At 73.4% G+C, this 18,087-nt stretch carries 17 protein-coding genes and 1 other RNA gene; 11 read left to right on the top strand and 7 right to left on the bottom strand.

Annotation, left to right across the window (positions count from 1 at the left end; genetic code table 11):
* The first annotated feature begins 145 nt into the window (after positions 1–145).
* The 4 genes from OHT61_RS09515 to OHT61_RS09530 all read left to right on the top strand — a co-directional run bounded on the left by OHT61_RS09515 (position 146) and on the right by OHT61_RS09530 (position 4,143).
* Positions 146–571, top strand: coding sequence for a pyridoxamine 5'-phosphate oxidase family protein (locus tag OHT61_RS09515; protein ID WP_329036822.1), 426 nt, complete (start codon positions 146–148; stop codon positions 569–571).
* Between the two features lie 403 nt (positions 572–974).
* On the top strand, positions 975–2,174 hold the full coding sequence (locus tag OHT61_RS09520) for a cytochrome P450 (protein ID WP_329036824.1): 1,200 nt from the start codon (positions 975–977) through the stop codon (positions 2,172–2,174).
* Positions 2,175–2,449: 275 nt separating this feature from the next.
* A complete protein-coding gene (locus OHT61_RS09525; protein ID WP_329043167.1) occupies positions 2,450–3,070 on the top strand; it encodes an RNA polymerase sigma factor in 621 nt (206 codons plus the stop codon).
* Complete coding sequence (locus tag OHT61_RS09530; RefSeq protein WP_329036827.1) at positions 3,067–4,143, top strand: CU044_5270 family protein; 1,077 nt, start codon at positions 3,067–3,069, stop codon at positions 4,141–4,143. Before OHT61_RS09525 ends, OHT61_RS09530 begins: the two co-directional genes overlap by 4 nt.
* A gap of 251 nt (positions 4,144–4,394) precedes the next feature.
* On the opposite strand, the gene rnpB is transcribed toward OHT61_RS09530, so the two are convergent.
* Positions 4,395–4,794, bottom strand: an RNA gene (gene rnpB / locus OHT61_RS09535) — RNase P RNA component class A.
* Positions 4,795–4,944: 150 nt separating this feature from the next.
* On the bottom strand, positions 4,945–6,363 hold the full coding sequence (locus OHT61_RS09540; protein ID WP_329043168.1) for an RNB domain-containing ribonuclease: 1,419 nt from the start codon (positions 6,361–6,363) through the stop codon (positions 4,945–4,947).
* 156 nt (positions 6,364–6,519) lie between these two features.
* On the opposite strand from OHT61_RS09540, the gene yaaA reads away from it, so the two are divergent.
* Positions 6,520–7,320 carry a peroxide stress protein YaaA gene (yaaA, locus tag OHT61_RS09545; protein ID WP_329036828.1) on the top strand — a complete coding sequence of 267 codons (801 nt, stop codon included), beginning with the start codon at positions 6,520–6,522 and terminating at the stop codon, positions 7,318–7,320.
* A 60-nt stretch (positions 7,321–7,380) separates the two neighbouring features.
* A complete protein-coding gene (gene eda, locus OHT61_RS09550; RefSeq protein WP_329036830.1) occupies positions 7,381–8,028 on the top strand; it encodes a bifunctional 4-hydroxy-2-oxoglutarate aldolase/2-dehydro-3-deoxy-phosphogluconate aldolase in 648 nt (215 codons plus the stop codon).
* A 10-nt stretch (positions 8,029–8,038) separates the two neighbouring features.
* Here eda and OHT61_RS09555 read toward each other — a convergent pair whose 3' ends face one another.
* From OHT61_RS09555 to OHT61_RS09575, 5 genes are all read right to left on the bottom strand, one after another.
* Positions 8,039–8,824, bottom strand: coding sequence for a sulfite exporter TauE/SafE family protein (locus OHT61_RS09555; RefSeq protein WP_329036831.1), 786 nt, complete (start codon positions 8,822–8,824; stop codon positions 8,039–8,041).
* 11 nt (positions 8,825–8,835) lie between these two features.
* Positions 8,836–10,074 (bottom strand): bifunctional RNase H/acid phosphatase, encoded by a 1,239-nt coding sequence (locus tag OHT61_RS09560; protein ID WP_329036833.1) that lies wholly within the window; start codon positions 10,072–10,074, stop codon positions 8,836–8,838.
* Complete coding sequence (locus tag OHT61_RS09565; protein ID WP_329043169.1) at positions 10,074–10,817, bottom strand: zinc ribbon domain-containing protein; 744 nt, start codon at positions 10,815–10,817, stop codon at positions 10,074–10,076. Before OHT61_RS09565 ends, OHT61_RS09560 begins: the two co-directional genes overlap by 1 nt.
* The gene (locus tag OHT61_RS09570; RefSeq protein ID WP_329036834.1) at positions 10,814–11,650 is read right to left on the bottom strand and encodes a Nif3-like dinuclear metal center hexameric protein; all 837 of its coding nucleotides are present in this window, start codon (positions 11,648–11,650) and stop codon (positions 10,814–10,816) included. Before OHT61_RS09570 ends, OHT61_RS09565 begins: the two co-directional genes overlap by 4 nt.
* A 119-nt stretch (positions 11,651–11,769) precedes the next feature.
* Positions 11,770–12,807 carry an ABC transporter substrate-binding protein gene (locus OHT61_RS09575; RefSeq protein ID WP_329036837.1) on the bottom strand — a complete coding sequence of 346 codons (1,038 nt, stop codon included), beginning with the start codon at positions 12,805–12,807 and terminating at the stop codon, positions 11,770–11,772.
* Between the two features lie 193 nt (positions 12,808–13,000).
* Here OHT61_RS09575 and OHT61_RS09580 point away from each other — a divergent pair, with 193 nt between their 5' ends.
* From OHT61_RS09580 to OHT61_RS09600, 5 genes are all read left to right on the top strand, one after another.
* Positions 13,001–14,488, top strand: coding sequence for a hypothetical protein (locus OHT61_RS09580; protein ID WP_329036839.1), 1,488 nt, complete (start codon positions 13,001–13,003; stop codon positions 14,486–14,488).
* Between the two features lie 134 nt (positions 14,489–14,622).
* On the top strand, positions 14,623–14,787 hold the full coding sequence (locus OHT61_RS09585) for a hypothetical protein (RefSeq protein WP_329036841.1): 165 nt from the start codon (positions 14,623–14,625) through the stop codon (positions 14,785–14,787).
* 181 nt (positions 14,788–14,968) lie between these two features.
* Complete coding sequence (locus tag OHT61_RS09590) at positions 14,969–15,934, top strand: ABC transporter ATP-binding protein (protein ID WP_329036843.1); 966 nt, start codon at positions 14,969–14,971, stop codon at positions 15,932–15,934.
* A complete protein-coding gene (locus OHT61_RS09595) occupies positions 15,934–16,656 on the top strand; it encodes an ABC transporter permease (protein ID WP_329036846.1) in 723 nt (240 codons plus the stop codon). The genes OHT61_RS09590 and OHT61_RS09595 overlap by 1 nt, the downstream gene beginning before the upstream one ends.
* A gap of 11 nt (positions 16,657–16,667) precedes the next feature.
* A complete protein-coding gene (locus tag OHT61_RS09600; protein ID WP_443049386.1) occupies positions 16,668–17,909 on the top strand; it encodes a sensor histidine kinase in 1,242 nt (413 codons plus the stop codon).
* The last annotated feature ends 178 nt before the right edge of the window (positions 17,910–18,087 follow it).

Consider the following 18,087-nt stretch of genomic DNA (forward strand, 5'->3'; position numbering starts at 1 on the left):
GCCCGTGCCCCGGGCGCCGGGCGGGACGGACCCGGTCGGGTGCGAGAAGGGGAGTTGGCGCGTATCACCGCAGCCGTTCCGGGACGAACGTTGCATAATGCGGCGCTGAGGCACCATCACCCGGCCCCTGTCGAGGAGTGCACCCGTGGCATTGACCCGTGCAGAGCGTGAGCAGTTTCTGGCCGAACCGCACGTCGCGGCCCTGGCCGTGGACGCGGCGGAGGGACGGGCACCGCTGACCGTGCCCATCTGGTACCAGTACGCTCCCGGCGGCGACCTCTGGATCATGACGGGACGCGATTCCCGCAAGGGCACCGCGATCGCCCGGGCGGGCCGTTTCAGCCTGATGGCCGACCGTGTCGAACCGACCATCCGCTACGTCTCCGTCGAGGGCCCCGTCGTCGCCACGCTCCCCGCGACCCGGGAACAGCTCGTCGAGATCGCCTCGCGCTACCTGCCGGCCGAGAAGGTCGACGGCTACGTCGACTACGCGTGGAAGGAACACGGCGAGCAGGTCGTGATCCACATGCGGCCCGAGCGCTGGCTCAGCTCGGATCTCGGAAACCTCTGAGCACCGAGGGCGACCCGCCCGCCGGCGGACACGCAGGGGGCGGACCCGGAGAGAGCAACGTGCGCCCTCGGTCCGGAACGGTCGCGAGGGCGCCGGCTCCGCCGACTCCGCACCACCAGCGCATCACCCGTTCGAGGAGTGACGCCCCGGGGGTCCAGGCGAGGCGGCCCCGACGGCCCCGGGGAGCCCCGGGGACAACATCTATTTGACCTGTCAATTATGTCGTGATTGGGTCCTTCACAACAGCACCGACCGGCCGCGGCCGGTCGCGGCAGGCCGTCGGCGCGGAGCAGCTGCCGACGTGTGACCGCTGCCTACGGCACTCGCGACGCGAAAGGCGACGACACGGCCGGCACACCAGGCCCGACGCGGCCTCCTTGCGGCATTACCCCAGGACTTGATCATGACTGAACGTCTGACGCGCGGGTTCGCCGTGACGGACCGCGAGCCGAAATGCCCCTTCGATCCGTCGGCCCGCCTCGTCGGGATGGCCCGGGCGGAGGAACCGGTGCGGGTCCCGATGTACGAGCCGAGGTTCGGTGACGCGGACGTGCTCGTCGTGTCCCGGTACGCGGACGCCCGCGCCGCCCTGGGGGACAACCGCCTGCGGTACAGCCACCTGCCGCTCGCCGACGGCAGCCCCCGGACGTACATGCCCGGCTTCCCGCCCGACTTCGACGGCGCCGAGCACGCACGCCTCCGCCGCATGCTCTCCGGGATCTTCACCCGCAAGCGGGTACAGACCCTGCGACCGATGATCGAGCGGGTCGTGGCCGAGTGCCTGGACGCGACGGAGAAGGCCGGCCCCGGAGCGGACCTCGTCGCGACGTTCGCTCTCGCGGTCCCCTCGAACGTGATCGGCGAGGTGCTCGGAGTGCCCACCGAGCTGCGTCACGACTTCCACCGGCTCAGCACCGGCATCGTCAACTTCGCCAGCTCCCCGGCGGAGTACTTCGCACACCTCGGCGCGTTCCGCGAGTACATCACCCACGTCGTGGAGGAGATCCGCCGGCAGCCCGGTGAGGGCCTCATCAGTTCCCTGCTGAGGGACGAGGAGGGCAAGCTCAGCACGGAGGAGATCATCGGCATGACCAGCGCCCTGGTCGTGGCCGGGCACGAGACGACCGCCGCGATGATCGGCGTGAGCGCGCTGGCGCTCATCCAGCAGCCCGAACAGCTGGCGCTGATGCTCGCCGGCGGTGAGGACGGCACCGAGAAGGCCGTGGAGGAGTTCCTCCGCTACATGAGCATCTCGGGCGTGTTCCCCCGTGCGGCGACCGAGGACGTCACCATCGGTTCATGGCAGGTGAAGGCCGGCGAACGCGTCCTGATCTCCCTGCTGAACGCGAACCGCGACCCGGAACTGGTAGCGGAACCGGACCGGCTCGACCTCTCCCGCGAACCGGTCGGGCACCTGGCCTTCGGATTCGGCACCCACCAGTGCCCGGGACAGCACCTGGCCCGCCTGGAACTCCAGGTGGCCCTGACCGCACTGTTCCGACGCTTCCCCGGCCTCGCGTCGGCGGTCCCGGCCGAGGATCTGGCCTTCCACAGCGAGGGAGCGAACGTCTACGGCCTGGAGGCCCTTCCCGTCACCTGGTGACGACGCAACGACCGGAAGGGGCCTCCTACGCAGGGCCCCTTCCGGCGTATTCCGGGAGGCGGTGGCGGGAGACGGGTCGGGCGACTCGGGATCCGGCCAGGGGCAGGGGCAGTTCGATCGGTTCGCACCGAATCCTCCCGGCCGCAGACCGGCCTCGTCCCCCACGACGGGCCTTCCGCTCTTCCCCTTTAGCGGCGGTGTGGCGCAGGACACGGGAACGCGGTCGGGTCGGCGGAGAGTCATTGGGTGTGAGGCATACAGAAACCAGTGAGTCGTTGCGAGCGCGCGTGCGGGCGGGGGACCGTGCGGCGTTCGCCGAGCTGTACGACCAGAACGCTCGCGCTGTCTACAGACAAGCCCTGAGGCTGACGGGTAACTGGTCGGAGGCCGAGGAAGTGATGTCAGAGACCTTCCTGGGTGCCTGGCGCACCCGGGAGGCGCTGGATCCGGAGGGTGGTTCCCTCACACCGTGGCTGCTCGGCATCGCCACGCACAAGGCGCACAACGCCAATCGCGGTCTTCGTCGGCGGCTCGCCTTCCTGGCAGGCAGCCCGGAGCCCCGGCCGGTGGAGGACTTCGCGGACGAGACGGCCGGCCGGATCGACGATGCCCGCCACCTCGAGTCGGTCCACGAAGCCCTGCGCCGGCTGAGCCGCCCGGACCGTGAGGTGATCGCTCTGTGCGTGGGTGCCGGGCTGGACTACCACCAGGCCGCCGAGGCGCTGGGCGTCCCGGTCGGCACCGTGAGGTCGCGGCTCTCCCGCGCCCGGGCGCGACTGGCCCGCCACAGCTCCGGCCCCGCGTTCCGAAAGAACCGGGAACCGCGCGGCCGTCGCGGAGAGAAAGAGAGTGAAGCCGCAATCGCGGCCCTGTTCCTGCAGGAGGAAACCCGATGAACGCCGACAACTCACGCGCCGGCTTTGCCCGGAGTGAGGCGGAAGAACTCCTCGCCGCTCCGGTCGACTGGGACCTCTCGCCGAGCCGCCACCTTCACCACAAGGACGTCCTGATGCAGCAGATCGATCACGATCGCAACTCCGTCGGCGAGACCTCGCCCGCTCCCTCCCGCCGCCGCAGGCTGCCGCGCCTCGCCCTGATGGTGCCCGCCACGTCACTCGCCCTGGCCGGCGCACTGGTCGTCACCCTTTCCGGCGGCGACCACGCCTCCGCCCCGACGGCCAAGTCCGCTGTCTCCTCACCGGCCCGGGTCACCAACGCATCCGTCACGCTGGGCCGGATCGCCGACGCGGCCATGAAGACGGACGCGACGCCGGTCCGGGAAGACCAGTTCGTGTACTTCCGGCGCCTGGTGCGCGAGAACAAGGGCACGTTCGGCGGCCCGGTGGTGCTCGGTGCAGCACACAAGGACGAGCGGTGGCTGGCTCAGAAGCCCGGCCCGGTGACCACGACCGGCTGGCTCCGCTCGAGCGGGAAGGACGCCATGATGCCTGGTCAGCTCGGCCCTGTGACCACGACATCGCCCGTGCGGCCCGGTGTGTGGTACCCCACCTACGCGTGGCTTGCCTCGCTGCCCACCGACCCCGACGCCCTGCTCGAACTGCTCTACACCCAGACCAGGGTGGATGAGCGGGAAACGAAGGACGAGGCCGTCTTCGGGACTGTCGGCGACCTGCTCTTCAACGCGATCATGCCGCCCGCTACAGCCTCCGCGCTGTACCAGGCTGCCGCAAGGATCCCCGGCGTCACCTGGATCCCCGACGCCGTCGACGCGGCCGGACGCCATGGCATCGGCATCACCCGCAGGGACGCCCGCTCCGCCACCCGGACCGTGTTGATCTTCGACAAGGACACCCTCGCCTACACGGGCTCGCAGTCGTACTTCATCAACCACAAGTCCAAGGCCGACGCCAGGGGCACCACCGGCGACGTGCTGTACGGCACCGACGCCGTGATGGAACGCGGCGTCGTCGACCGGCATGACGAGGCACCCGCGAAGACCGCCGGCTGACTCCGGCCCATGGACGGGGGCGGCTGAAAAGCTGAAAAGGGTCCTGCTGCCCGACCGGGCGGCAGGACCCCTGGCGTGCGCGTCACCACGGAACCTCGTGGCCCGACAGAAGCGAGTGACGGGGACGGCCTCGTACCGATGGTCGGTGCCGGACCTCGGGCCGACGGGAGCCCTGGCGCGGGCCGTCGGCTCGTGGGGGCTCCGGCGGTGCTGTCCGCACCGGGTCCCACCGGCGAAGCCGCTGGTGGCGGCAGACGAGTCGGGCTGTACGCCGGGTTCTGTCTCCCGGTCGCCTCGCGGCGGCCGGGGAGACGGCCATCCATCTAGGACCGGCATTGCTGCCGGTCTCGTGCGGTCTACCCGCGAACTCGGGCGAGCCGCCCTCGGTCGTTCGCGCAGGAGCACCGGGGTGCTCCCTCTTGACCTTGCTCCGGGTGGGGTTTACCTAGCCGCCTGAGTCGCCTCAGGCGCTGGTGGTCTCTTACACCACCGTTTCACCCTTACCCGGGACCGGAGTCCCGGGCGGTCTGTTTTCTGTGGCACTGTCCCGCGGGTCACCCCGGGTGGCCGTTAGCCACCACCCTGCCCTGTGGAGCCCGGACGTTCCTCGGGAGGATCCGGGGATCCTCACGCGGCCGTCCGCCCGGCTCGTCTGCCGTGGTGACCATGCTACCCGGCGGCGCGGCCGGCGAAGGCCGCGATGCCCGACTCCCGGGCACCGGCGCTCCGGCGCCCGGGGGAAACAGCGCGTGCGCGAAGCCGTGACCGTACGGGGCGGCTCGGGCTGCCCGCTCCGAGGGCTCACACGGGCGCGAACAGCACCTTCGAGGATCCCGGGTCCGCGCGGGTCAGCCGGACCCTCAGCCGTTCGCCCAGCGGGAGAGGTGCGGCGGACTCGACGCGGGCGACGATCGCCGGGTCCTCGATGTGGACGGTGCCGACGGACGGCCGGTCCTCCTTGACGTCGATGACGTATCCGTCGAAGACCTCGCCGACCCGGCCCCTGAGCAGCGCGGCCTCGACCACGTCGACGCACTCCCGCTCCACCGTGTTCGCCCGGCGGCTGCCCTCAGCCATCTCCTTCGGCAGGCCGCGGAGGGCCTGGAGCACCCATTCCGGCGGCCGGGTCTCCGCGGTCGCGGAGAGGCACAGCTCGGCGGCGTACCGGTCCACGAGGCGGCGCAGCGGCGCGGTGCAGTGCGTGTACAGCTCGGCGACGGCCGCGTGCACGGCGGGGGTGGGGAGTACCCCGTGCTCGAACACGCTGTAGCCGGCGCCTCGCAGGAGTGTGGTGCACTCCTGGAGGAACGCGGCGTGGCTGCTCTTCGCCGGGTCCAGCGAGCGCACCACCTCGGCGTATGCGACGTGGTGGGGCCAGTCGATGTGCAGGGCCTGCGCGGAGCGTCTGAGCCGGGCCACGGCCCCGTCGGGGGCGACGGGCAGGGTGCGCAGGATGCCGGTGCCGGAGTCCCGCATGAGGGCCGCGGCCGCCATTCCGGTGAGCAGGGAGAGCTGGGCGTTCCAGCCGTCCGCGGGCAGCGGGGTGCGGTAGCCCAGGCCGTAGGTCCCGTCGTGTTCGACGATCTCCTGCTCGGGCACGTTGAGCGAGATGCCGCCCCGCGCGGTCTCCTGCTCCTCGCGCAGCCGGCCGATGACCGCGAGGAGGGCGAGAGGTTCCTCGGCGGTGCCGGCGTCGATCTGTCGCTGGACGCCCGCGTAGTCGAGTTTCGCCCGGCTGCGCACGACGGCGCGGCGCACCTCGGCGCCCATGGTGCGGCCCTCCGGGTCGAGGTCGATGCGCCACAGGGCCGCGGGACGCGTCTCGCCGGGGAGCAGACTGGCGGCCCATTCGGAGAGCGGGGCGGGGTGCAGGGGCGCCCTGCCGTCGGGGAAGTAGAGCGTCGTCACCCGCCGGTGGGCCTCCGCGTCGAGCGCACCGCCGGGGCGGACGAAGGCGGCGACGTCGGCGATGGCGTAGAACACCCGGAAGCCGTGCCTGCGCCGCTCCAGGTACAGGGCCTGGTCGAGGTCGGTGGAGGCGGGCGGGTCGATGGTCAGGAACGGCAGGTCCGTGGCGTCGAGGTGGGCCGACACGTCCGGGGCCCTCGCCGCCTCGGCGGCTTCGGCGAGCACGGCGGCCGGGAAGCCGTCGGGCACGTCCAGCCGTGTGCGCAGTTCACGCAGGGCCGCCCGCAGGGCGGTGCCGTCTGCGCCTGTCATGTGGAGCCGGCGGCGGGGCATGCCACCGAGCGTAGGGCGGTGCGGTGCGGTCGGCATCCCGGTCGGGGGGCGGGTCGGTGCGGTCGGGACCGCCGTACCCTTGCTGCGGGGTTCCCGCGCGTCAGGGGCCCTGTGCCGCGTCCGAAGGAGAACCCCGTGCTCGTGTTGTTGCCGCCCTCCGAAGGCAAGGCCGCATCGGGGCGCGGGGCACCGCTGAAGCCCGAGTCGCTGTCCCTGCCGGGCCTTTCCGGGGCCCGTGCCGCGGTCCTCGACGAGCTGGTCGAGCTGTGCCTGGCCGACGAGGAGAAGGCCCGCGAGGTACTGGGACTGAGCGAGGGGCTGCGCGGTGAGGTGGCGAAGAACGGGGAGCTGCGCACCGCCGGCACCCGCCCTGCCGGGGAGATCTACACGGGCGTGCTCTACGACGCGCTGGACCTGGCCACCCTGGACGCCGCCGCGAAGCGGCGGGCCGGGAAGTCGCTGCTGGTCTTCTCCGGGCTCTGGGGCGCGGTCCGGATCGGTGACCGCATCCCGTCGTACCGCTGCTCGATGGGGGTGAAGCTGCCCGGACTGGGGGCCCTGGGCGCGCACTGGCGCGCCCCGATGGCCGAGGTCATGCCCGAGGCGGCCGGGGACGGACTGGTACTGGACCTGCGGTCGGCGGCGTACGCGGGCGCGTGGAAGCCGGCGGGCGAGATCGCGGGGCGGACGGCGAGCGTGCGGGTCCTCCAGTCGCAGGTGGTGGACGGGGTCGAGAAGCGGTCCGTGGTCAGCCACTTCAACAAGGCGACGAAGGGCCGGATGGTCCGCGACCTGCTGACGGCCGGTGCCCGCCCGAAGGGGCCGGCCCAGCTGGTCGAGGTGCTCCGTGACCTGGGGTACCTCGTGGAGGCCGAGGCTCCGGCACGCGCCGGCCGGCCGTGGGCCATCGACGTGGTGGTCACCGAGATCCACTGACCGTTGCAGTATGCGCAACGCTCGTTGCGCATACTGCTGTTCTCCCGGCAGGATGAGCCCATGACCTCATCCGCGCCCTCCGCCGTGTCCTCCTCCGTCCTGGACCTCGCCCCCGTCGTCCCCGTCGTCGTCCTGGAGGACGCGGCCGACGCCGTGCCGCTGGCCCGCGCCCTCGTCGCCGGCGGGCTGCCGGCCATCGAGGTCACGCTGCGCACGGCGGCCGCCCTGGACGCGATACGGGCGATCGCCGCCGGGGTACCCGGCGCCGTGGTGGGCGCGGGCACGGTGATCTCGCCCGCGCACGTCGATGCCACGGTGGCCGCGGGGGCCCGCTTCCTGGTCAGCCCCGGCTGGACGGACGCCCTGCTGGAGGCGATGAAGGGCTCGGGTCTGCCCTTCCTGCCCGGGGTCTCGACGACGTCCGAGGTGGTCGCGCTGCTGGAGCGCGGAGTCACGGAGATGAAGTTCTTCCCCGCCGAGGCGGCCGGCGGCACCGCCTACCTGAAGGCGCTGTCCGCGCCGCTGCCCCAGGCCCGGTTCTGCCCGACGGGCGGCATCTCGCTCACGTCGGCACCGTCGTACCTCGCACTGCCCAACGTCGGCTGCGTCGGCGGAAGCTGGATGGTGCCGGCCGACGCGGTGGCGGCGAAGGACTGGGCGCGCGTCGAGCGGCTCGCCGCCGGGGCCTCGGCGCTGGGCCGCGGCTGAGCCTCCCGGCTCAGCTCACGGCCTGGACCGCGTACAGCAGTCCGATGCCCAGCGCGAGGAGGCCCAGCAGCAGCCGCAGACCCGTCTCGGGGAGGCGGGGCGCCAGGCGCGCGCCGAGGTAGCCGCCGCAGAGACCGCCGAGACCGCAGGCGAGGCCGAGTGGCCAGTCGGGGGCGATGTCGCCCGTCGCCGTGAGGGACAGCAGCGCGTACACGCCCGCCCCGGCCAGGGACGTGACGAACGTGCAGGCCAGCGCGGCAGGGGCGACCTTGGCGACGGGGACCCCGCGCCCCACCAGGATCGGCCCCAGGAGCGAGCCTCCGCCGATGCCGTAGACCCCGCCCGCGACGCCGACTGCCAGGGCGAGCCCCGTGGTGGCACGCGGAGACGGCGGTCCGGCCGGCGTACCACGCCGTGCGGGGTGCACCGTACGGGCGCACAGCCAGGCCCCCAGCGGGAGCAGCAGCACGGCGATGAACGCCCGGAACACGGTGGCGCCCGGCACGGCGAAGACCCGGATGAGCGCGCCGATCGCGACCCCCGGCACGGCTCCCGCGACCAGCAGCCTGGTGAGCGGCCCGCGCAGCCGCCCGCCCCTGCGGTAGCGCAGCAGGGCACCGGGGCACGACACCACGTTGTAGAGCAGGTTGGTGGGCGTCACCGCGGGAGACGGCACCCCGAGCACGCTGACCTGCACAGGCAGCAGGAACACCGCCCCGGACACGCCCACGGGTGCCGTCACCATGGAGAGCAGAAGTCCCGCCGCGAAACCGAGGACGCCCGTGGACCAGGTCACGGCACCCGGCGTCAGCGCAGGTGCGAGGTGTCGTTGAGCACCCTCAGCGAGGGGTTGCCGTCCGCGTAGTACGCGACGGTCGACACGGAGGCCGGCGAGAGTTCCATACGGAACAGTGACTCCGGCGGCGCGCCCAGCGCGAGCCGGACCAGCGTCTTGATCGGGGTCACGTGGGTGACCAGGAGCACGGTGCGGCCGGCGTAGCGGGCGACGAGGCGGTCGCGGGCGGCCGACACCCTCTCGGTGACCTCCGCGAAGCTCTCCCCGCCGCCCGTGGGCGCCACGTCGGGGGACGCGAGCCACGCGGTGAGGTCGGAGGCGTACCGCTCGCGCACCTCGGCGAAGGTGAGCCCCTCCCAGACGCCGAAGTCCGTCTCGCGCAGGCCCTCCTCGATGCGTACGTCGAGCCCGAGGCGGCCGGCGACGGCGGCGGCCGTCTCCCGGCAGCGGCGCATCGGGGAGCTGACGATCTCCTGGACCGTGCCCCGTGCGGCGAAGGCGTCGGCGGCGCAGGAGGCCTGGTGGCGGCCGGTGGCCGAGAGCTCGGGGTCGGTGCCGCCGCTGCCGGAGAACCGCTTCTCCGGGGTCAGGGCCGTCTCGCCGTGCCGGAGCAGGACGAAGGTGGCGGGCGCACCCAGATCGGGGGCGCTCCCCCAGCCCGTCTGCGGTACGGCGGCCGCGGCCGGACGGGCGGCGGCCATCGCCGCGCGGACCTTCGCCGCGCCCGCGACCGGGTCGCCGGGAGGGCCCGCGGGAGACCCGGGCAGCTCGGCGGGACGCCCGGTGTCCAGGTCGGCCGTCGAGGACGACCGCTCCCACCGCTCGCCCCGCCTGCCCGCGTCCATCGCCTCGTTGGCGAGCCGGTCGGCGTGCTTGTTCTCGGCGCGCGGGATCCACTCGTACGTCACGGAGGAGGCGGGCAGGACGCCCGCCGCCTCGGCGGCCAGCGGCTTCATGTCGGGGTGCTTGATCTTCCAGCGGCCCGACATCTGCTCGACCACCAGCTTGGAGTCCATCCGGACGTGCACCCGCAGGTCGCCGTCCGGGACCAGGGCCCTGGCCGCCTTGAGGCCGGCGATCAGGCCCTTGTACTCGGCGACGTTGTTCGTCGCGACGCCGATGTACTCGGCGGCCTCGGCGAGCGTCCCGCCGGTGACCGGGTCGAGGACGACCGCGCCGTACCCGGCGGGCCCCGGGTTGCCCCGGGAGCCCCCGTCCGCCTCGACGACCAGCTGGTGGGAAGCGGGCATTACAGGCCCGACTCCGAGGTACGGACGAGGATGCGGTGGCAGTTCTCGCAGCGCAGCACGGTGTCCGGGGACGCGGCCTTCACGTCGTTGACCTCGGTGATGTTCAGCTCCAGGCGGCAGCCCTCGCAGCGGCGCTGGTAGAGCCGGGCCGCACCGACGCCGCCCTGCTGGGCGCGCAGCTTGTCGTACAGCTTGAGCAGGTCGGCGGGGACCGAGCCGGCGACGACCTCGCGGTCCTTGCCCACCGTGGCGGCGTCGCCGTCGATCTCCTGGGTGGCCGCGTCCCGCCGGGCGGTCGCGTCGTCCACCTTGGCCTGCACGGCGCGGACGCGCTCGGTCAGCTCGGTGACGCGTTCCTGGGCGGACTCACGGCGCTCCATGATCTCGAGGACGACGTCCTCCAGGTCGCCCTGGCGCTTGGCCAGCGAGGTGATCTCCCGCTGGAGGCTCTCCAGGTCCTTCGGCGAGGAGACCGCGCCCGAGTCGAGCCGCTGCTGGTCGCGGACGGCACGCTGGCGCACCTGGTCGACGTCCTGCTCCGCCTTCGACTGCTCGCGGGTGGTGTCGCTCTCCTCGGTCTGCGAGGCGACGAGGAGGTCGCGCAGCTGGGCGAGGTCGCTGTTGAGCGAGTCGATCTCCGCGTGCTCGGGCAGCGACGTCCGCCTGTGGGAGAGCTGCGACAGGCGTACGTCGAGTGCCTGGACTTCGAGGAGTCGGATCTGGTCGGCGGGCGCGGCGTTCAGTTGGGGGCTCCAGAAGAGTGGTGGGTGGTCCAGGGGTCGGTGACCTGCTTCGAGACGTGGACCCGCAGGTCCCATCCGTGGCGGTCGGAAAGTGCGTCGAGCTGCGCGGCGGCCTGCTCGCACCAGGGCTGCTCGGTGGCCCAGTGTGCGGCATCGACGAGTCCGAGCGGCGAGTGCTGGACCGCCTCGGAGGCCGGGTGGTGGCGGAGGTCCGCGGTGAGGAAGGCGTCCACACCCGCCGCACGCACGGCCTCGAAGAGGCTGTCGCCCGATCCGCCGCTCACCGCGACCCGTCGCACGACGGCGTCGGGGTCGCCGGCCAGCCTGATGCCCTGCGCGGTGGCGGGCAGCCGGGCGGCGGCGCGGGCGGCGAACTCGCGGAGCGTCTCGGGGTGGTCGAGCTCGCAGATCCGGCCGAGGCCGCGGCGGCCCGCGGAGTCCGTGGGGTCGGGCACGAGCGGGCCGGTGACCCGCAGGTCCAGGGCGCCGGCCAGGGCGTCGGAGACCCCGGGGTCGGCGGTGTCCGCGTTGGTGTGCGCCACGTGCAGGGCGATGCCGTGCTTGATGAGGTCGTGCACGACCCGGCCCTTGAAGGTGGTGGCCGCGACCGTCGTCGTACCCCGCAGGTAGAGCGGGTGGTGGGTGACGATCAGCTGGGCACCGAGGGTCCGGGCCTCCTCGACGACGCTCTGGACGGGGTCGACGGCGAAGAGGACCCGGTCGGTCTCCGCCGCGGGATCGCCGCACACCGTGCCGACGGCGTCCCATCCCTCGGCCCGCCCGGGAGGCCAGAGGGCGTCGAGCTCGGCGATGACTTCAGACAGACGGGGCACGGGGGAAAGGCTACCTGCCCCCCGTGCCCCGCCGCCCCTGGCCGCCGGGGCCCGTGCGGGCGGAACGGCGGTGCGGCACGAATCGTTACCCGGCCCGCCGCGCCCCGGTACGCGATCCGCTACTTGACGAGGTCGGCGCGGAGGTCGTCGAGGACGAGGTTCGCGGAGCTGACGCCCAGGCCGAGGTACCAGGTCTCGTCGGAGACGTCCTTGGCGTGCCCGGCCTTGACGGCGGCGAGGTTCTTCCACAGCGGGTTGGCGCGTGCGGTGTCGCGCTTGGTGGCCTTGGCGTCGCCGTAGACCCCGGTGAAGATCCAGTCGGCGTCGGCCTGGTCGATGTTCTCGGGGCTGATCTCCGCCGCCAGGTCGTCGATCTGCTGGTTCTTGGGCCGCGGGAGGCCGACGTCCTGGAGGATCGTGCCGATGAAGGAGTCCTTGGCGTAGAGGCGGATCTTGTCCGGCAGGTAGCGGACCATGGAGATGGTCGGCTTGTCGGGGCCGATGTCCTCGCCGAGCTTGTCCGCCTTCGCCTGGTAGGCGGCGAGCTCGGACTTCGCCTTCGCGGTCCGGTCGAGCGCGGCGGCGTTCAGGAGGTAGTTCTCCTTCCAGGTGAAGCCCGGGCGGATGGAGAACACGGTGGGCGCGATCTTGGACAGCTCGTCGTACTTGTCCGCCGCGCGCAGCTGGCTGCCGAGGATCAGGTCCGGCTTCAGGCCGGCGATCGCCTCCAGGTTGAGGCTGTTGATGGTTCCGACGCTGACCGGGTTCCCGGCCTCCTTCTTCAGGTAGGACGGGATGGCCGCGTCGCCCTCGGAGGGGGCGTAGCCGACGGGCTTCACACCGAGCGAGACAACGTTGTCGAATTCACCGACGTCCAGGACGACCACACGGCGGGGCTTCGACGGGAGCTTCGTCGTCCCCATGGCGTGGGTGAGGGTGCGCGGGAACACGCCCGCCGCGGCGTCCGTGCCGTAGCCCGCGGTCTTCTTCGCCGCGTCCCCGAAGTCCTTGCCGCCCGTGGCGACGGCGGCCTTCTTGTCGGCGCCCGCGTCACCGGCGGCCGAGCCGCCGGAGTCGTCACCTCCGCACGCCGAGAGGGTGAGGGCGGCGGCGACCGCGAGACAGGCAGCGGCGGTGCCGCGGCGTCCGAAGGACATGGTGTGCTCCAGTTCGGGACGTACACAGGAAAGACTTAGGAATGCCTAACCTTAGACCCCGCGCAAAAGCACGGCGACACCCCCGTTCGCAGGCGAATACGAACATCGGCACCCTTATGTGTGAAGTGCCGGGTCTCGTGTTGTCCGGGGGGGAGTGCGAAACCTAGCTTCGGTTGCCGGAGGTGACCGAACCATGACTGCCTGTGCCATCGAGATCAGCACCACGGGGGCCGCCCGGGCCGCCGCGACGACGGAACCCGGCCCCGGGCCCGTGGAAGCGGCCGCGCCGGCCGAGGCGGAGACTCCCCGCGCCGCGGGTACGTCCGACGAGGGCGCGGATCCACTCAGAGTGGGCGCGTCCGGCGAGGGTCCGGGCGGCGGGGGCACGTCCGGACCCGGCGTCGGGTCCGCGGCGTCCGCTCTCCCCGCCGGGAACACCGCGCCCGGCGGACCGGACGGCCGGGGCGCGCCGGACGCATCCGCCGAGCCACCCGCTCCGCCCCGTCCCCCGGTGCCTCCGGTACCGGCGTTCCCGCCCGGCCTCCGGGACGGGGCGGCGGAGGCGGCCGGGGTGCCCCCGCGCGTGATCCCCCCGGTGCTCACCCTCGCCGCCGACCACTCCTACGCCGCACGCCTCACGGCGGCCGACCCCGGGGCGGCGGACCCGGCCTGGTTCCCCGAGCGCTGGACGCTGGGTCCCGAGCCCTACGCCGTCCCGCTGCCCCTCGGGCAGCCGGAGGAGGCCGACTCCGACGTCCTGCCGCTCTCGGACGGGCGGGTCCTCATCAGGCGCCGGGTGGCGGACCGTCACACCTTCTCGCTGCTCTACCCGACCGGCCCCGCGACGGGTGAAGTCCCCCTGGGCGCCCTCGAATGCGAGGACCTCACCCTGCTCCCCCCGCCTCCGGACGGCATGAGCGCCTACGCCCTGGTCCCCGGCGACCGGTCCACCGGCGTCTGGCTGGTGGCGGGCGGCCCCTTCGGCCCCGAACACGTCGCGGACGTGGCGGGACACTGTTCGGGCGGCGCCTGGCTGGACCGCGAGGGACGGCTCCTCGCCCTGGACCGGCAACTGCCCGGCGGCGGGCCCGTGAAGGCCGTCGCCGTCGACCTGGAGCGGGGCGGCGAGGTGACACCGCTGCTGCAGATCGCGCCGGACAGCGACGACCGGCTGCTGCTCGCGGACGCCGACAGCGGCCTCCTGCTCATCCGCTCCGACGCGCCCGGCCACGACCGCCTCGGCTGGGGGGTGCTGGGGAGTTGCCTGCCGGTGCGGTTCCCCGAGTGCCTGCACCCCGCGGACGTGGCCGTGACGCCGATCGCCGTGCAGCCCGGGCAGATGCTGATGCCGGAGAACTGCGCGGTCGCGCTGCGGCTCGACGGGCCGGGCGGCAGCTGGGTGGGGCTCTGGCGTCCGGCCGGCCGGCGGATGCACCACGTCGCGGCACCGGAGGGCTGGCTGGCCGGCGCCGGGTTCTGGAGCCGGGAGGGCACGCTGCACCTGCCGTACGCGCAGCCCGGGGCGCCCTGCGGAGTGGCGGTGACGCAGGCCCCGGCGGAGGAGTCGCCGGAGCTGACCACGGCCGGAGCGCAACCGTCCGCGGCGCCCGCGCCTCCTGGAGTGTGCAAGCCCGTCCCGCTCGGTCAGGCCCCGCTCACGGGCAGCACGGCGGCCGGCTGACGCCCGGGCCGGGCCCGTACACTCTGGCCCGGACTGCGCAGCCGTACGCGCGGACAGCCGACTGCGGTGACCGTGCCCGCGGAGGCGGGTCCGCGATGTACACGTAAGCGATTCATACGGGGTGAAGTTCCCAGATGTCCCAGGACCGAACCGACACGAGCCGGCGCCCGCAGGGCGCGGAGCAGGGCGACGACGGCTCCGGAAAGCACCGAGGGGGCGCGTCGGCGGACCACGCCGCCGCGCAGCCGCACGGCCGTCACCGCCGTCCCGCCGAAGGGGGTGGCAGCGCGGCGGCCTGAGAACCGCGTCGCAGGACACGCGAGGGCCGTCCGGGCCGTGGGCCGGGGCGGCCCTCGCCGTCGCCGACGGCCCGCCGTTCGCCCTCCGCCCCAACTCGGCCCGGACCCGGGACATTTGTCACGGCGCGGTCCGTACACACGCCCCTGCCGGAACGGCTGCCTCCTCCGTAGCGTCGTGGGTATGACACAGACGACGGACACCACGACCGGGCCCGCGGCGGTATTCGCCGGGGTGGTCAAGACGTTCGGGAGGGCGGGCCGCACCGTGCGGGCCGTCGACGGCCTCGACCTCACGATCCGGCGCGGCGGGACGGTCGCGCTCCTGGGCCGCAACGGCGCGGGCAAGTCCACGGCCATCAGCCTGCTCCTGGGGCTGAACGATCCCGATGCGGGCAGCGTACGGCTCCTCGGCCGCACCCCGCGCGGCGCGGTGCGCGCCGGTCTGGTCGGCGCGATGCTGCAGGACGGACAGCCGATCCCCCGGGTGACGGTGCGGGAGCTGATCGCCTTCGTCGCGTCCACCTACCCGCGCCCCCTGCCCGTGGCCGAGGCCGCCGCACTGGCGGGGGTGACGGAGTTCGCGGACCGGCGGGTCGACAAGCTCTCCGGCGGCCAGGTGCAGCGGGTGCGCTTCGCCGTCGCGCTGGCGGGCGGTCCCGGTCTCGTCGTCCTGGACGAGCCGACCGCCGCGCTGGACGTGGAGGCGCGGCGCGGGCTCTGGGACTCGATGCGGGCGTTCACGGCACGGGGCAACACCCTGCTGTTCTCCACCCATCACCTCGAGGAGGCGGACGAGCACGCCGACCGGATCGTGGTCCTCGACCGGGGCAGGGTCGTGGCCGACGGGACCGGTGAGGAGATCAGGCGGACGGCCGGCCACCCCGTGGTGTCCGTCGACCTGGCGGGACGTCCGGCCGAGGGACTGGAGTTGCTGCCGGGAGTCGTGGGCGTCGAGGTGCGCGGAGGGCGCGCGTCACTGCGCAGCGAGGACTCGGACGCGACCGTGACGGCGCTGGCCGCGCTCGGTGCGGTACGAGGGCTCCGGGTCGCCGGGGCGACACTGGAGGACGCCTTCCTCGCCCTGACCACCCCTGCCGCGGCGGCCGGAACCGCCGCGCGTGACGAGCAGTCGAAGGAGGCCGTCTGATGTTCGCGTACATCGTCCTGGAGGTCCGCCGGACCCTGCGCGACCGGACGTTCCTCGTGTTCGGGGCGGGCATGCCGGTCATGATGTACCTCCTCTTCACCAACCTCGGCGGGGCCGGCGACAACACCGGCTGGAAGGCCGCGTCCATGGTCGGCATGGCCGCCTACGGAGCCCTCGGGTCCGCGATGGCGATCGGGACGGGCATCGCGTCCGACAAGTCCCTGGGCTGGCTGCGGCAGTTGCGGATCACACCGCTGGACCCCGGCCACGCCGTGGCGGGCCGGGCCGTCAGCGGAGTCGTCACCGTCCTGCCGGCGATCCTGGCCGTGCTGCTGGCCGGCGGGCTGGTCAACGGCGTACGGCTCGCGGTGTGGCAGTGGACCGCCGTGGCGCTGCTGCTGTGGGCGGGCTCCCTGCCCTTCACCCTGCTCGGGATAGGGAACGGCTACCGGCTCAACCCGCAGGGCACGGGGGTGGTCAACGTGGCCTGCCTGATGGGGTTCGCGGTGCTGGGCGGCCTGTGGTTCCCGCTCACGGAGTTCCCCGGCTGGCTGCGCGCCGTCGGGGAGCTCACCCCCGCCCACGGCTTCGCGGAGCTCGGCCGTGCGACGGTCGCCGGGCACGCGCCGGCGGCGGGCCCGGTCGCGCTCCTGGCCGGATGGATGCTCCTGTTCGGGGGCTACGCCATGACCTCCTACCGTCGGTCCGCCCGGACCGAGTGAGCGGAGCGACCGTGTCCCGTACGGAAAGAGAGAAGAACCGTCCCTCGGCGGGCCGTCCCCGGACCGGCGGCCCTCTGTTCCGCCGCCCCCGGACCGGCCGTCCCCGGACCCGTCACCCGGAGTGCCGCCGCCCGGGCCCTCCGGGACCGTACGCCCTGCTGCCCTGCCTGCTGCTGGGGCTCGGCGCGTTCTCCAACCTCTGGCAGGGTGAGACACCGAACCCCTGGGTCGGCGGCATCGGCCTGTTCACCTTCAACTCCCTCTACATCGCTGTGGTGTTCAGGGGATTCGACCGCAGGAGGCGGGAGAGCGCCACCTCGTACGCCCTGCTGGCCGCCATGGCCGTCATCACCTTCGGGCTGGCCATCGGCTACGGCGGCGGATGGCTGCTCTTCTTCCCGCTGCTGTCACTGGCCTGCGGCACGATCCTGCGGGGCCGCGGGCTCGGTGCCGGGCTGCTCCTGCTCGCCGGGTGTGCCGGGTTCATCGCCGCCTGGCGCGGCGACCACGTCTCGGAGCCCTGGACGATCGGCTACGGGACGGTGATCTCCGGCGGTGTGACCGCGGCGCTCCTCATCCTGTCGGAGACGGTGACGGAACTCCGCGCCACCCGGCAGGAGCTGGCCCGCGGCGCGGTGGAACAGGAGCGGCTGCGCTTCTCCCGGGACCTGCACGACCTGCTCGGGCACACCCTGTCCGTGATCGTGGTGAAGTCGGAGGCCGCCCGCCGGCTCGCGCCCCACGACGTGGACGCCGCGCTCGAACAGGTCCGTGACATCGAGTCGGTGGGGCGCCAGGCCCTCACCGAGGTGCGCGAGGCGGTGACCGGCTACCGGGAGGGAAGCCTCACCACGGAGCTGGGGCGGGCCGCGTCGGTGCTGACGGCGGCCGGCGTCCAGCCGGTGGTACGGCGCTCGGGGCCGCCGCTCGGCTCCGGGAGCGAGGCGCTGCTGGGCTGGGTGGCGAGGGAGGCGGTGACCAACGTCGTCCGGCACAGCGGCGCGACACGCTGCGAGTTCACGCTCGACTCCACCGGTGAACGGGTGCGGCTGACGGTCACCGACGACGGTGTGGGGCCGTCGCCGGACGCGGGAGGGGGTGACGGGACCGGCCTGAGGGGGCTGTCGGAACGACTCGCCGCGGTGGGCGGCTCGCTGGAGTCGGGCCCCGGTCCGCAGGGCGGCTTCGTGGTGACGGCGCGGCTGCCCGCCGACGGCCCGCAGCCGGACCCCACCCGGCCGGAGGGGTGCTGAGCCCTGGGTGGTGGCTGTGCCGTCGTCCCCGGCCGGCGCGCGACGCCGGCCACGGCGTCCCGCCGTACTGCCCGAAGGCCCGGACACTTCGGTACGCGTGCGCCCCTCCGCCTCGCGATGCACCGCGTCCGACGCCGCGCGCTGATCCGCCGGGGACCACGGGAGAGCCCCTACCCTG

The organism is Streptomyces sp. NBC_00178, assembly GCF_036206005.1.
Lineage (GTDB): Bacteria > Actinomycetota > Actinomycetes > Streptomycetales > Streptomycetaceae > Streptomyces.